Genomic DNA, 14737 nt, shown 5'->3' with positions numbered 1-14737 from the left:
AAGTATACCCTCTGTAGCCCTAACTACCAATAGCAAATCGAGTGGATGCGAAATCGGCAGAAATCCAGTAAACTGGACAGAATATATTTTTGCTTTCAAGCGCATAGGTAGTCGATATGGCACATGATAAAAAACCATTGGTTTTGATGATCTTAGATGGCTGGGGATACCGTGATTCAGCTCCGGACAACGCGATAACCGCGGCGAACACGCCAGTGATGGATCGGTTGTGGAATGAGTACCCTCACTGTTTAGTCGACGGCTCGGGAGGCGCCGTTGGTTTGCCGGATGGCCAAATGGGCAATTCTGAAGTAGGCCACGTTAATTTGGGTGCAGGCCGCGTTGTTTATCAAGATTTTACGCGCATCTCGCAAAGTATAAAAACGGGAGAGTTTTTCGATAACCCTGTGTTGACCGAAAACGTGGAACAAGCGGTCGCTAAAAACGGAGCAGTCCATATCATGGGACTACTCTCAGCAGGGGGTGTTCACAGTCATGAGGAGCATCTCATGGCGATGGTCGAATTGGCGCATAAAAAAGGCGCTCAACGTATCTACGTGCATGGCTTTCTTGATGGTCGCGATACCCCGCCTAAATCAGCAGGTCCGTCGATTGAAAAGTTTGAAGCACTCTTCGAACGACTCGGTGTAGGTCGCTTTGCCTCACTATCGGGTCGATTTTACGCAATGGACCGCGATAATCGCTGGGAGCGCATCGAAGGTGCATTTAACGCCGTTTATCATGGACGTGCTGAACATCGCGCAAATAACGCTCATAACGCCCTCGCCGACGCGTATGAGCGGGGCGAATCCGATGAGTTTGTCAGCCCGGTGGTCATTGGAGAGCCGGCCGCGATAGAGGACGGTGATGCGGTGTTCTTTATGAATTTCCGCGCTGACCGAGCGCGCGAGATGACACGTGCGTTTATTGATAATGAACTCGATACGTTTGAGCGTGGCATTCGCAAACAACTCAGCGGCTTTGTCATGTTAACCCAGTACGCTGATGAATTTGACACGCCTTGTGCCTTCCCACCGGTAAGACTCGACAATGTGTTAGGCGAGTGGTTAGCTAAGCACGATAAAACGCAGTTGCGCATTTCTGAAACAGAGAAATACGCGCATGTCACATTCTTCTTTAGTGGAGGACGGGAACAAGCGTTTGATGGCGAACAACGCAAACTTATTCCTTCACCTAAGGTAAAAACCTACGATCTGCAACCTGAAATGAGTTCAAAGCAACTCACTGATGCGATTGTTGAAGCTGTCGATAATCAAGAGTATGACGTCATTATTTGTAACTACCCCAATGGTGATATGGTGGGTCATACAGGTAACTTTGATGCAGCAGTAAAAGCCTGTGAAGCCGTTGACCATTCGGTGGGAAGAGTAGTTGAAGCATTACAAAAAGTGGGCGGTGAATGCCTTATTACTGCTGACCACGGTAACGCCGAGCAAATGAGCGACCCGAGCACTGGCCAAGCCCATACTGCGCACACCAGTGAGCTTGTTCCGTTTATTTATGTCGGTCGTCATGCTACACCACGTAATGGTATTCTCTCCGATGTGGCACCCACCATGTTGCATTTAATGGGACTTGAACAGCCAAATGAAATGACGGGTAAAACGCTCATGCAATTGGACGGTTAATTAATGCTGAAAGCGTTTGTATGGAGTCTGTTTCTTGCAATCACTTTGTTGGCTGCTGAGGTTAGTGCGCAGCAGCCGACTGAGCAAACCAAGGCTGAAAAACAGGCAGAACTTAAAGCAATTCAAGCCGAGATTGAATCTCGGCTTGAAGCGTTTGAGTCGCGCAAACAAGCATTAACATCGAGTCAGCGGGCGCTCAAAAAATTAGAGTTACGTACCGCCAAATTGGCTGAAGCGCTGCAAAACACCCGCGAGCGATTGCAAACCTTAGCTGGAGAGATTGAAAACAACGAAGCAGAGCAAAGTCGGTTGGAAAGCGATATCCGCGAACAACTTAAGGCGCTGAAGGATCAAGTGGTTGCCGCCTACGCAAACGGCGATTACGATTATCTTAAACTGCTATTGAATCAACAAAAGGCATCCACTCTCGAACGTCAACTGACGTATTATAAGTACCTAAACGATGCCCGCATCGCGGCGATTGATGAGTTAAAACAAACGCAAACTGAATTGGAACAGGTCAAACAGGCATTAAAAGCGCAATACCAACAACAAACTGAGTTGCGCGGCGAACAGTCAGCACAACGTTCCGCACTTGAGAAGCAACAACAAAAGCAAGAACAAGCCATTGCCGAACTGCGTAATGAACAGCGCTCAGAGGAAGAAAAAATTGCCGAGCTGCGAAGTAGTCAAGCTGAATTAGAGCAGGTGATTGCTGCCATTGAGGAAGCACTTAGTGATCGTGTTGAGTTAGTCGGTTTGAAGCCTATTAAAGCGAGTTTACAATGGCCGACCAATGGTAAAGTACAGCGTTTGTTCGGTGAACGTCGTGAGGGACCTATCCGTTGGAAAGGCGTACTCATTGATGGCGAACAGGGGCAAAGCATCCGTAGCATTGCAGACGGTCGTGTTGTTTTTGCCGACTGGTTACGTGGATTCGGACTGGTTATTGTGATCGACCACGGTGAGGGCTATATGAGCTTGTATGGCTACAACCAAGTGATATTCAAGAATGTCGGCGAAGAGGTACAGCAAAACGAGGAAATTGCACTGATGGGTCAAAGCGGCGCGCAAAATTCTCCTGCACTTTATTTCGAAATTCGCTTTAAAGGGCAACCCGAAAACCCAACCCAATGGATTCGCTAGCCGTCATGGGCCGTTACCTGTGTCTACTCGTACTCAGTTTTATAATGGTTTCCCCTGTGGTCGCTGCCGACAGGATCGCTATTATTATCGATGACATCGGTAATCACCCAGAAGATCTCGCAGCCGCGGACCTCCCCGGAGATATTACCTTTGCTATTCTCCCCTTTACCCCTTACGGTCGGTCTTTTGCCTTAAAAGCGCATCACCAAGGCAAACAAATTATGGCACATGTACCGATGCAAGCTTTAGCGGGGAATGCCTTGGGCTTAGGTGCGCTCACCGCCGATATGTCGAGTGCCGAAATAAAGCTCAAGTTACGGCAAGTATTAGATGATATTCCTTATGTGGTCGGCATTAATAATCACATGGGCAGTCAACTCACGCAGTTAACGCAACCTATGCAAGCGGTGATGGAGTCATTAAAAAATCACGATTTGTACTTTATCGACAGTAGAACAACCGAGTACACCGTGGCAGAAAAGATGGCACAGTCCTACCAAGTACCTGTCGCACGGCGACACGTCTTTATCGATAATGAAACAGACGAGCAATATCTCACTGAGCAGTTTGATGAGCTAATACAGATCGCTCACGCACACGGGAGTGCTATTGCAATTGGTCACCCTTACCCGGAAACGATTAAATTTTTAAAACAGCGCTTAAAGTCGTTAAAAGAAGATGATGTTCAGCTAGTTTTCGCATCGGAATTGACAGTTAAAAGCGAGTTAAGCATCGCCAGTGGCTTGTTCAAGACGGGTCAGTAGAATCAGCGCTTGATCACGACTATCCCCGCATACATCGTGCGTCGCATCAAAGTCTGAACACACCTGAGGACGGCGCGGGTCACCAAACAAACGACACAAATTATCGTCATCGAGTTGGACACAACGCTCACCTGCCCTTTTACCCTCGGACATTCCCGGAATCGGAGAACTGATCGACGGCGCAATGCAACAAGCGCCACACCCCATACGACACTCCATGAATCCTCCAAAAATCTACTGGGCAATCAGAAACGAAAAAGGCGCTACTTGCGCAGCGCCTTTGGTACACAATACAGACTCAGTTATGACATCGCTGCACGCAATTTCTTCATCGCATTTTGTTCCAGCTGACGAACACGTTCAGCAGACACTTCATACTTCGCGGCCAAATCATGTAACGTAACTTTACTTTCAGACAACCAGCGTGACTGAACGATATCCTGACTACGTTCATCAAGCTCGCTCATCGCTGAAAACAGCTTTTTCTGAGTGTGTGCTTCGTAGTCTTCAGTCTCGATTTCTTCCGCGAGATCTGAGCGTTTGTCCTCAAGATACATCGCCGGTGAGTAGGTCGAGCCTTCTTTAGAATCATCATCGTCAGAACTCAGTTCAAAAGCTTGGTCATGGGCACTCATGCGCGCTTCCATTTCCATGACTTCTTTGCTCGAAACACCTAGCTCTTTTGCCACCGTTTCGACTTCATCTTGATTGAACCAGCCTAAACGTTTCTTCATCTTACGCAAATTGAAAAACAATTTACGCTGCGCTTTGGTGGTCGCGACTTTTACAACTCGCCAATTACGCAATACATATTCGTGAATCTCTGCCTTAATCCAATGCACAGCAAATGAAACAAGGCGCACACCCACTTCTGGGTTAAAGCGTTTTACCGCTTTCATGAGACCAATGTTACCTTCTTGAATCAAATCCGCTTGCGGCAGGCCGTAGCCAGAATAGCCACGGGCGATGTGCACGACAAAACGTAGATGCGACATGATTAACTCTTTCGCTGCATCTAAGTCTTTATCTTCCTGCAAACGTTTTGCCAGCGCTTTTTCTTTCTCAGCGCTCAGCATTGGAATGCGGTTGACTGACTGAATGTAACCGTCAAGACCCCCGCCCTGAGGGACCGATAAAGCCATGGTTTTTAATTCAGTGCTCATTTAACAACCTCTAATTACTCACTACATGTATCGACTAGCATAACCTATTCATATGACCGCTTTTTTACACGCAAGTTCCCTTTTAGCGCAACAGATCGTCAGTGCTGGACCCGAAAAAACGATCGCCAAGAATCTCAGTATAACGCGCATGTTTGTCAACGCAAGTTTTGCGATCGTTTTCGATCATGCCTCTGGTTCGATACTTTTTATGTGCTTTCGCACCGCTAGAAAACTACCGATTAAACCCAGCGCCACAGCAACCAACCAGACCATTAACATCTCGCCCACAGTCAATCCTGAAAGGGAAAACTGTGATTGATATAATTCAGTTACATTGGTTACGGCAGAACCAATCCACCAGATCAATAACTGGGTTGCCAACCATGCAATCACACCGCCTGCCACACCATACCAAACACCGGTATAAAGAAACGGCCGTTGAATGAATGCATCAGTGGCTCCGACGAGTTTCATAATCACGATTTCATCACGTTTACTGAGTATATTCAGTCGGATTGTATTGCTCACGATCAGAATGACAGAGATACATAAAAGCAGCGCTAATGCGGCCAATACATCCTGAATTAAATCAACAATCGCTTGCAGACGAGACAGCCAATCAACATCGAGTTTACCCATCTGCACTTCGCGAGCCTGTTGTAGTTCTTCAAGCAATGCCTTCGCCCGCGCAGGTGTGCGTGCTTGTTGCGCTGGTGTTACAACCAGTACGTCGGGAAGCGGGTTACTGTCAAAATAATCCAATGTTTCACCAAAACCAGAAGTCGCTTTAAACTGCTCAAACCCTTCTTGTTTGGTAACCCACTGAACTGACTCGACGTCATTACGGATACTTATCTGCTGCTTTAATGTAGCAACCGATTGCTGGCTTGCATCGGTACGCAGAAACAAAGAAATTTCAGAGGCTTGCTGCCACTGTCCAGCAATTTGGGAGGTGTTTTTTACCATCACATAGAGTGCGCTAGGTAGCGTTAAGCTCAAACCAAGTACAGCAACAGTCATTAAGCTCGCAATCGGATTACGCCACAACTCCCCTAGACTACTGACCGCCTGTTGCAAATGATGCACCGGGATCATCAAAATACGCCGCCAAAACGGTAAGCTGGTTTGTTGTTGAGCACCTTTTTCGACGACTCGGTTGCGGAACAATAGACTCATACCGATTGCTCCTCTAACCCATCATTAATGAGCAGCCCCTCTTTTAAAGTCAACGTCCGATATTTTAACCGCGCAATGAGACCTAAATCATGCGTAGCAATGAGTACCGATACACCGACTTGGTTGAATTCCTCAAATAGCCGAATAATGTCCATAGAGAGCTTAGGGTCGAGGTTACCCGTAGGTTCATCCGCCAATAGTAAAGGCGGTTTGGTAACGATAGCGCGTGCGATACCGACACGCTGTTGTTCACCACCGGAGAGCATCATGGGAAAATGCCGGTATTTGTCGGCCAAGCCAACCTTTTCAAGGGCCGCAAGTACCCGTTTACGTGCTTCTTGTACGCTGTAACCCTCAATGATCAAGGGCAACGCGACGTTATCAAACACCGATTTATCCATTAACAGCCGGTGGTCTTGGAATATCATACCAATGTCGCGACGTACAAAAGGGACCTGCTTCGGCTTAATCGTGTTGAGATCATGACCATTGATACGCACTCGACCGGCGGTCGGGCGCTCCATCACACTGATTAGTTTGAGCAAGGTACTTTTACCGGCGCCGGAGTGACCCGTTAAAAATGCCATTTCTCCCGGCTCAACATGAAAATCAACATGACTGAGGGCTTGGTGACCCCCAGGATAAGTTTTACTAACTTGCTCGAAGCGTATCATAGTGGCTTAAAGTTGCTTTATTCTTGTTCTAGCTTACGGTCAAATAGCGCTTGAATAAAGTCTCGCGCGACAAATGGCCTCAGATCGTCCAGTTGCTCACCCACACCGATGTATCGGATTGGTATCTTAAACTCATCGGCTACGGCAAAAATCACACCGCCTTTAGCGGTACCATCCAATTTCGTCATTACAATTCCGCTCACTCCGACAGCTTCGGTGAACAATTTGGCTTGCGAGATTGCATTTTGGCCCGTGCCCGCGTCTAACGTCAGCATCACTTCGTGTGGCGCTTCCGGATCCTGCTTTTTCATTACCCGCACAATTTTCTTTAGCTCTTCCATGAGGTTAGATTTATTTTGCAAACGCCCAGCCGTATCGGCAATCAGTACGTCGATACCCCGCGCTTTAGCGGCCTGCATCGCATCGAACAATACTGATGCACTATCAGAACCGGTCTGTTGTGCAATAACAGGAATTTCGTTGCGTTCGCCCCAGATCTGTAACTGTTCTACGGCAGCGGCGCGGAACGTGTCCCCGGCTGCGAGCATGACTGACTTGCCCTCACGTTTGAACTGTTTAGCGAGCTTACCAATGGTGGTGGTTTTACCCACTCCATTAACACCGGTCATCAAAATGACATACGGCGTTTTACTGGTATCAATCGCGAGCGGCTTATCGACCGGCTCGAGCAAGGCTTCCATCTGCTCTTGCAGCAATTCATATAGTGCTTCGGCATCTTTAAGTTGTTTGCGATCCGCTTGTTGCGTCAGATTATCGATGATTTTTGTGGTCGTTTTTACGCCTAAATCAGCCATTAATAGCTGCGTTTCAAGTTCTTCAAACAGATCGTCATCGATCTTCTTACCTTTAAAGACGCCGAATAAGCCCGAACCAATACTGCCCGATGTCCGCTTGAGTCCCTCGGTCAGGCGAGCCCAAAGCCCCTTCTTCTTAGCGGGTGCCGCTTCGGGTGTTGACTCAACTTCAGGTTCTATTGCTGGAGCGGCTTCAGGCTCGGGCTCAGGCTCAATGTTAGACTCAGATCTTGTCTCCTCTGCAGAGACAACCTCAGGTTCTGGTTCGAGCTCAGGTTCGGGTTCAGACTGCTTAGGAGGTTCCGGCTCGACCTCAGGTAACGGCTTTCCTGCGGCTGAATCGGCCGTCACTTGCGCACAGTCTTCCGTTGCATCAGCATCACGTGGGGTCGACTGCTGCTCTTGCTCATCTTGTTTTATTTCTTTCTCATCTTGTTTCGACGATTTATTGCGTCGAAACATTGAAAACAAACCTTTTGCCATAATTGAATACCTTGGAACTACAACCATTAAATCGTTAAACTAGTGATAGTTTACCACGCTGTAGCGAAACTGACGACGCACCCAGATAATTAACCAGGCCAATTATATTGTGAGAAAACAAAGCAACAAGAAAACAGGAGAATTGCGCCTTATTGCCGGGCAATGGCGCGGGCGCAAGCTGCCCATACTGACATCCGAGGGACTTCGCCCCACCACGGACCGCGTACGAGAAACCTTATTTAATTGGCTGCAATTTGATATTCAAGGCGCTCAGGTTGTCGATTTGTTTGCTGGCAGCGGTAGTTTAGGCTTTGAAGCCGCATCAAGAGGCGCCCAACAGGTAACATTGATAGAGATGGATAAAGCGGCGGCGCGGCAATTGAATCAAAATGTCAGTCGCTTATCGGCACCACAAATTAATGTGATACAACAAAGCGCGCTCGATTGGCTAAACGCGGAGTCAACTCAACACACTAAACTAGACATCGTATTTATCGATCCACCATTTAATAAATCACTCGTCAGTCCGACGCTTGCCGCGCTGAAGCGAGGTGAGTGGTTACATTCGGATTCGCTAGTTTACGTCGAAAGTGAACGCAACTTACCGCCTGAAATCTTCAATGACTTCGATATCCTCAGAGAAAAACATCACGGTCAAGTCAGCTTTAGACTGCTCACTCCATCAACTGAAGAGACAACACACGTATGAATATGATTTTACTTCTCGGCAAAGCGATTTTTGCCATTATATGGATTGCTTTGCTTGCGCTTTTATCGGGTTTAGTCGTCGACATGAGCACCCAAGCTTATGGTCTGATTGCTATGTTACTCGGCGTACTTGTGATTATGCATTTGTTATTCCTGGGGATTTTTGTTGCCACGATGAAAGCTCAACTCCCTTGGAAAAAGGGAGATGGCTGGCAGATTCTTATCTTCGGCATTTTCGGATGGCTAACAATCTACGCACGTCAGTCTGATGACTGATTCACTTCAAGGCCGATGTTAGAAATACCTTCATCGGCCACCATTTGCTTCAGCTGGTTAACCAATGCCTTTGTGACGGTCGGTTGCGCTTCGAGGTAATTGAGCATCGCTTGCTGCATTTCAACTTCGTACTGATACAGCTCATGTTGATTAACCGCCTCTCGTAACTGTTCAGCGGGTACCTCATCGGCGATATTGAGCTCAATGAATTTAGCCACCGAGGCTTGCGATACTTTCGCCACATCAACAAAGTTTTTTGAGTCTTTATCAAGCACGCCCTGCAGCAAGGTACTGATTGCAGTACACGCATCCATCGCGGGATAAACCCCAAGCATGTCATGACCGTATTCACTCGGCGTCACTTCATCGACTTTCTCTTGCCAACGTTCTGCGTTGATTTTGCTGTGTTTAGGATTTGCATGACGGTCCCATAGCGCGTTGAGTGCGCCACGTAGCGGCTTGAGTTCACCGAACCCCGTGAGCTGATGAAAAAATTCATAATTTGGCAGCATCCGCTCGCACAGATACAATGCAAACAATGATTGTTTTTCGGCTTCCATCGCACGGATGCGCTGAAACGTATTTAATTGACCCACAAGCAATCCTCGTTTTCGCTGAAGGACCCGTATTATGCCTAAAATAAGCTTGCCTCGCTACGATGACATTGTATTAGCTGCCAATCGCTTGGAAGGTTTCATTAAACACACACCGGTACTCACATGTTCAGAAATCGATGAGGCCCTGGGCTGTGAAGCTTTCTTTAAGTGCGAAAACCTTCAGAAATCCGGCGCGTTTAAGTACCGGGGCGCCAGCAATGCGTTGTTATCTCTGTCAGAGCAACAACGGCAAACTGGAGTGTTTACCGTATCATCAGGTAATCACGGTGCCGCACTGGGCTATGCTGGAGCACGTTTAGGCATCTCCGTTACGGTCGCGGTGCCCTATAATGCGCCTGCGATAAAACGTAACAATATTGAAGCCAGCGGTGCTTCAATAGTGACTATAGAGCCCGGTATGGAAGCGCGAGAGCGATTTGCAGCAGAACGAGCGCAGACCGGAGAGACATTTATTCCCCCCTATGACCATCCCGATATTATCGCGGGACAAGGAACAGCAACGTTAGAGCTACTCAAACAAGTCGAAGATTTAGACACCGTCGTCGCCCCTTTGGGCGGTGGTGGTCTGCTGGCAGGCGCATGCCTAGCAGCGCAAGGACTCGAAGTTTATGGCGCTGAACCGATGCTCGCCAATGATGGGTTTGAGTCGCTCAGCACCGGAGTCCGACAACCCGCTAAACCACCGCGAAGTATTTGCGATGGCTTACTGACGCAATTGGGGGAATATAATTTCGAAATATTAAAACGCCACGTAAGTGCTGTGCTTGTCGTTGAGGATAAAGACACAAAAGCGGCCATGGAACTGATCTGGCAACGTCTTAAAATCATTATAGAACCATCCTCAGCGATCACGCTGGCGGCGCTGAAGCAAGAGCGAAGTCGATTCGCCGGGAAACGGGTTGGAATTATATTAAGTGGTGGGAATATCGCGGCCGAGCCCAGTCAGCCGCTCAAGGTTTAAGTTGCGAAGATATCGTCATCGCTTTTGAACGTTTTGAATTCAAGCGCGTTGCCGCAGTAGTCGTAAAAAAACATCGTGCCTTGCTCACCCGGTTTGCCCTGGAAACGAATGTAAGGTTCGATGACAAACTCAATATCCGACTCAGCAATCTTGCGCGCAACGTCATCCCAATCTTCGCGTAATAACACGACACCGAAGTGAGGCACGGGCACATTGTGACCATCGACGCCGCTGTGGTTTTTAACACCCGCTATTTCAGGTGCCACATGCGTAACAAATTGATGACCAAAGAAGTTCCAATCGATCCAATCGTCACTACTACGCCCCTGTTCCAGCCCCAAGATCTCACCATAGAACTTGCGGGCGTTATCGAGGGACTTTACAGGTAAGGCTAAATGAAACGGACGTACTGCTGACATTGGCGATTACATCCGTGCTTGAGGTTCATGAATCGACTGACGCATCGCTGGAGAGCGCTTCCACATACGGTGCCCGATAGCAGCAAGCAATAGACCCCAATTAAGCGGAGGAATAAACCCTGCAGTCAATACCGCCAATAAACTCCAGAGGGGTTTAGATTGATACTGACCGACTAAGCCGTAAAACAATAACGCGGCTACGAGTCCCTGAAGTAACAGTAGGCTCAATAGCATAATTATTTCCTTCTTTAGCGAACATTTTTATCACTGCAAACTGCAGTTTTTTGTTATTTCTAAGCCTACTCAATTATGACTAAACTGTAAAATAATGTATAAGTTATTGATTTAAATACAAAAAAACCGGTCTATTGACCGGTTTTTAAGTTTTATGTTTTTTATTTTAATCGGTTCTATCGTTTAGAACGCGTTTAAAGCAGTATCCAGATCGGCTTTAAGATCGTCTAGATCTTCAATACCCACCGAGACACGAACAAAGTTGTCTAGGATACCTAGTTTCTCACGATTTTCTTTAGGTACCGACGCATGAGTCATGATCGCAGGGTGTTCAATTAACGACTCGACCCCCCCTAAGCTTTCTGCCAGCGCAAAGATTTCGACCGACTCTAAGAACTTACGAGCGGCCGCTAAATCGCCTTTCAATAAAATTGAGATCATGCCACCAAAACCGGACATCTGACGCTTAGCAAGCTCATGTTGCGGGTGGCTTTCAAGACCTGGGTAGATCACCTTCTCAACTTTCGGATGTTGCTCGAGCCACTGTGCCAACTCGAGTGCTGCTTGGTTATGATGACGCATACGTAACGCCAACGTCTTGACACCTCGGAGCGCTAAGTAGGAGTCAAAAGGACCCGCAACAGCACCCACCGAATTTTGCAAGAATAGCATCTGTTCGACTAAGTCTTGGTTATCACCGACAACAGCGATACCACCCACCATGTCAGAGTGCCCATTCAAGTACTTAGTCGCCGAATGCATTACGATGTCGGCTCCCAGCTCAATTGGACGCTGATTAAAAGGCGTCGCGAACGTATTATCCACTACCACGATGATGTCTGGATTATGTGTCTTTGCTGTTTTTACAATGGCTTCGATATCAACCAGTTTCAACATAGGGTTGCTGGGTGTTTCAACCCAAATCATACGTGTTTCTGAGGTCAGCGCCTGTTCGACTTGCTTAATGTCGGCAAGGTCAACGTATGAGAACTTAAGTCCTGCTGAACGCCCACGTACCTTGTCGAACAAACGGAAACTGCCGCCGTATAAGTCATCCATAGCGACCACGTGATCACCGCTATCAAGCAGCTCTAAAATTGTTGAAGTTGCCGCCATGCCGGAAGCAAAAGCAAGCCCTTGAGTGCCCCCTTCCAAATTCGCGACGGCGCGCTCCCAAGCAAAACGTGTTGGGTTATGCGAGCGCGAATATTCAAAGCCTTTGTGTTCACCCGGGCTCTCTTGCGCGTAGGTTGAACTGGTAAAAATCGGAGGCATGACTGCCCCAGTGACCGGCTCAGGTGACTGACCACCATGAATGGTGCGTGTCGCAAATTTCATTGGTTTGTTTGATGCCATTATTACAACTCCTTACAGCAAATTATTTTCACGCATCCACTCATCGTTGAATAACTTCGATAAGTAGCGATTACCTGTATCACACGCAAGTGTCACCACTTGCTTTCTCTCGGTTTGATCTTGGCAATAACGCACTGCAGCAGCGATTAAGGTGCCGCTCGAAGAGCCCACCATGACGCCCTCTTTCTCGAGCACCTGACGCGCCATCTGCATACCTTCTTTATCTGAGATAGCGTAGGCTTTATTGGCTAATTCAATTTCGCAGATTTTTGGTACGAAATCCTCGCCAATACCCTCTGCCAACCAGCTACCGGCTTCGACATGCTCTCCACGATTCACTAATGGTTCCAAAATTGAACCCGCGGGATCGGCAAGCACTAAATCAACATCGGACTTCTGCTCACGGAGATAGCGGCCAATACCTGTTAGTGTACCGCCTGAACCAACACCACAAACGAAGGCATCAATGTCGCCGTCCGTTTGTTGCCAAATCTCTGGACCCGTGGTTTTGTAATGCGCTTCTACGTTGGCAGGGTTTTCAAATTGGTTTACATAGAACCAGCCGTTTTCTTCGGCTAAGCGAGCGGCCATATCTTGGTAGTATTCAGGGTGACCTTTTTGTACATCTGAGCGAGTCTGTTTGACAGTCGCCCCCATCGCACGCAAATTGTTGACTTTCTCTTGGCTCATTTTATCAGGCATTACGATCATCAAGGGGTAGCCCTTACTCGCCGCAACTAACGCCAAGCCCAAGCCTGTATTGCCTGCAGTCGCCTCGATGATGGTATCGCCTGGCTTCAATTTGCCATCACGCTCAGCCGCATTAATCATCTCAACGGCGATGCGGTCCTTGATAGACCCACCCGGGTTTTGCAGCTCTAACTTAAGATACAAATCGCAGGGACCTGTATCGATGTTGTTCACTTTTACCAACGGCGTGTTGCCGATCATTTCCAATACGTTGTCATATACTTTCATATCGCGTCGCTTTTTCTCATCTGTTCAATGCGGTTCATTATCCCTATACTTTGACCACTTAACAACCACCGCCTTAGAACGCTTTGTTCAAAACAATAACTAGTTAAGCGAGACGCAAATGGATTTAAGAAGCGATACAGTGACCCAGCCAACATCTGCCATGCGTGATGCGATGATTCGTGCTGATGTGGGTGACGATGTGTATGGTGAAGATGCCACAATTAACGCGTTAGAGCAGCGCGTTGCCCAGTGGTTAGGTAAAGAGGATGCGCTTTTCTGCAGTTCCGGCACACAAAGTAACTTATTAGGTTTGCTCAGTCATTGTCGTAACGGTGAAGAATATATCGTGGGTCAGGAATATCACACCTATCGCTATGAGGCAGGCGGCGCTGCGGTGCTCGGAGGCATCGTGCCACAAACCATCGAAGTCGAAGCCGATGGTACTCTGTCGTTAGACACTATCGCCGAACGCATCAAGCCAAATGATCCTCATTTTCCGATTACCCGACTACTCGCATTTGAGAACACGCATGCCGGTCAGGTGATTGCTCAAGACTACTTCGACCAAGCGCGTACCCTGGCTGAACAGCACGGTTTAAACATGCACCTTGATGGTGCCCGATTAGTAAACGCTATGGCAGCAACGCAATTGACGGCCACCGAGCTGGCTGCGCCGTTCGATTCTGTTTCAGTATGCTGTTCAAAAGGTTTAGGAGCACCGGTCGGGTCACTACTTGTCGGTTCGGCTGACTATATTGCCCGTGCTCGACGTTGGCGTAAGATGGTCGGTGGCGGTATGCGGCAAGCGGGTATTTTAGCAGCTGCGATCGATTACGCATTAGATCATCACCTTGAACGTATTCAAGACGATCACGATAATGCCCAGTGGCTTGCTACCACGCTCAAAACAATCTGCGCTGACACCAATATCGTGGTCAGCAATGCTCGTACTAACATGGTTTACTTGACCTTACCCTCGCTTGAACTCGCTCAATCTCTAAAGCACTTTATGGAGCAACACCATATAAAAATTGGAGCAGCGAAGAAGTTGCGGTTAGTCACGCATTTAGATATTTCTCGAGACAATTTACAACGTTTTGTTGTGCTTTTTGAAGACTTTCTAAAAAGATAACGCATTTAACCGAACGTTAGCGTAAAGTGGCGCTATAAGCGCCACTTTATCAGTCGTGTTCCGCAAAAGCGTTGCCCGAGGTCAAGCTTAGCAACACCAGGCTTATTGTTGCTTATAATTTTTTTAATTGCTCTAACAAACGATCCAGGGCGCGGTAACTCAATGCCTCCGCAAGGTGACGCCGAC

General features: G+C 47.8%; 17 protein-coding genes. 7 read left to right on the top strand and 10 right to left on the bottom strand.

Going from position 1 to position 14737, the window contains the following annotated elements; genetic code table 11:
• The first annotated feature begins 116 nt into the window (after positions 1-116).
• The 3 genes from gpmI to ABNS04_RS02525 are packed head-to-tail and all read left to right on the top strand — an operon-like array spanning position 117 to position 3559.
• Complete coding sequence (gene gpmI / locus ABNS04_RS02535) at positions 117-1649, top strand: 2,3-bisphosphoglycerate-independent phosphoglycerate mutase (protein ID WP_006953872.1); 1533 nt, start codon at positions 117-119, stop codon at positions 1647-1649.
• Between the two features lie 3 nt (positions 1650-1652).
• Complete coding sequence (locus tag ABNS04_RS02530) at positions 1653-2795, top strand: peptidoglycan DD-metalloendopeptidase family protein (RefSeq protein ID WP_272978288.1); 1143 nt, start codon at positions 1653-1655, stop codon at positions 2793-2795.
• Positions 2783-3559 carry a divergent polysaccharide deacetylase family protein gene (locus ABNS04_RS02525; protein ID WP_272978289.1) on the top strand — a complete coding sequence of 259 codons (777 nt, stop codon included), beginning with the start codon at positions 2783-2785 and terminating at the stop codon, positions 3557-3559. The genes ABNS04_RS02530 and ABNS04_RS02525 overlap by 13 nt, the downstream gene beginning before the upstream one ends.
• On the opposite strand, the gene ABNS04_RS02520 is transcribed toward ABNS04_RS02525, so the two are convergent.
• The 5 genes from ABNS04_RS02520 to ftsY all read right to left on the bottom strand — a co-directional run bounded on the left by ABNS04_RS02520 (position 3521) and on the right by ftsY (position 7870).
• The gene (locus tag ABNS04_RS02520; RefSeq protein WP_083773204.1) at positions 3521-3778 is read right to left on the bottom strand and encodes a YkgJ family cysteine cluster protein; all 258 of its coding nucleotides are present in this window, start codon (positions 3776-3778) and stop codon (positions 3521-3523) included. The two genes, ABNS04_RS02525 and ABNS04_RS02520, sit on opposite strands and share 39 nt — an antisense overlap.
• 83 nt (positions 3779-3861) lie before the next feature.
• Entirely contained in the window at positions 3862-4722 is an 861-nt protein-coding gene (gene rpoH / locus ABNS04_RS02515) for an RNA polymerase sigma factor RpoH (protein WP_006953876.1), read from the bottom strand.
• 183 nt (positions 4723-4905) lie between these two features.
• A complete protein-coding gene (gene ftsX, locus ABNS04_RS02510) occupies positions 4906-5898 on the bottom strand; it encodes a permease-like cell division protein FtsX (RefSeq protein ID WP_272978290.1) in 993 nt (330 codons plus the stop codon).
• Positions 5895-6572 (bottom strand): cell division ATP-binding protein FtsE, encoded by a 678-nt coding sequence (gene ftsE / locus ABNS04_RS02505; RefSeq protein WP_272978291.1) that lies wholly within the window; start codon positions 6570-6572, stop codon positions 5895-5897. Before ftsE ends, ftsX begins: the two co-directional genes overlap by 4 nt.
• Positions 6573-6589: 17 nt before the next feature.
• Positions 6590-7870: a signal recognition particle-docking protein FtsY gene (gene ftsY, locus ABNS04_RS02500; RefSeq protein ID WP_272978292.1), complete on the bottom strand. Its 1281-nt coding sequence runs from the start codon at positions 7868-7870 to the stop codon at positions 6590-6592.
• 109 nt (positions 7871-7979) lie between these two features.
• Between ftsY and rsmD the strand changes: the two genes are divergently transcribed.
• A complete protein-coding gene (gene rsmD / locus ABNS04_RS02495; RefSeq protein WP_272978293.1) occupies positions 7980-8579 on the top strand; it encodes a 16S rRNA (guanine(966)-N(2))-methyltransferase RsmD in 600 nt (199 codons plus the stop codon).
• Positions 8576-8854, top strand: a complete 279-nt coding sequence (locus ABNS04_RS02490; RefSeq protein WP_272978294.1) for a DUF1145 domain-containing protein — start codon at positions 8576-8578, stop codon at positions 8852-8854. Before rsmD ends, ABNS04_RS02490 begins: the two co-directional genes overlap by 4 nt.
• On the opposite strand, the gene ABNS04_RS02485 is transcribed toward ABNS04_RS02490, so the two are convergent.
• Positions 8839-9450 (bottom strand): YjaG family protein, encoded by a 612-nt coding sequence (locus ABNS04_RS02485; RefSeq protein WP_006953884.1) that lies wholly within the window; start codon positions 9448-9450, stop codon positions 8839-8841. The two genes, ABNS04_RS02490 and ABNS04_RS02485, sit on opposite strands and share 16 nt — an antisense overlap.
• A 34-nt stretch (positions 9451-9484) precedes the next feature.
• Here ABNS04_RS02485 and ABNS04_RS02480 point away from each other — a divergent pair, with 34 nt between their 5' ends.
• On the top strand, positions 9485-10432 hold the full coding sequence (locus ABNS04_RS02480; RefSeq protein WP_272978295.1) for a threonine/serine dehydratase: 948 nt from the start codon (positions 9485-9487) through the stop codon (positions 10430-10432).
• Here ABNS04_RS02480 and ABNS04_RS02475 read toward each other — a convergent pair.
• From ABNS04_RS02475 to ABNS04_RS02460, 4 genes are all read right to left on the bottom strand, one after another.
• Positions 10429-10851 carry a VOC family protein gene (locus ABNS04_RS02475; RefSeq protein ID WP_272978296.1) on the bottom strand — a complete coding sequence of 141 codons (423 nt, stop codon included), beginning with the start codon at positions 10849-10851 and terminating at the stop codon, positions 10429-10431. The two genes, ABNS04_RS02480 and ABNS04_RS02475, sit on opposite strands and share 4 nt — an antisense overlap.
• Positions 10852-10857: 6 nt before the next feature.
• Complete coding sequence (locus tag ABNS04_RS02470; protein WP_006953888.1) at positions 10858-11085, bottom strand: hypothetical protein; 228 nt, start codon at positions 11083-11085, stop codon at positions 10858-10860.
• A 183-nt stretch (positions 11086-11268) separates the two neighbouring features.
• Positions 11269-12441 carry a PLP-dependent aspartate aminotransferase family protein gene (locus tag ABNS04_RS02465; protein ID WP_006953890.1) on the bottom strand — a complete coding sequence of 391 codons (1173 nt, stop codon included), beginning with the start codon at positions 12439-12441 and terminating at the stop codon, positions 11269-11271.
• 12 nt (positions 12442-12453) lie between these two features.
• On the bottom strand, positions 12454-13419 hold the full coding sequence (locus ABNS04_RS02460) for a cysteine synthase A (RefSeq protein WP_006953892.1): 966 nt from the start codon (positions 13417-13419) through the stop codon (positions 12454-12456).
• A 118-nt stretch (positions 13420-13537) separates the two neighbouring features.
• Here ABNS04_RS02460 and ltaE point away from each other — a divergent pair, with 118 nt between their 5' ends.
• Positions 13538-14551 (top strand): low-specificity L-threonine aldolase, encoded by a 1014-nt coding sequence (gene ltaE / locus ABNS04_RS02455; protein ID WP_272978297.1) that lies wholly within the window; start codon positions 13538-13540, stop codon positions 14549-14551.
• Positions 14552-14737: the final 186 nt, after the last annotated feature.

This window comes from uncultured Idiomarina sp. (genome assembly GCF_964010655.1).
In the GTDB taxonomy this organism is placed as follows: domain Bacteria; phylum Pseudomonadota; class Gammaproteobacteria; order Enterobacterales; family Alteromonadaceae; genus Idiomarina; species Idiomarina baltica.
Note: the sequence above shows the minus strand (reverse complement) of the source record. Positions and strands in the feature narration are given on the sequence as shown.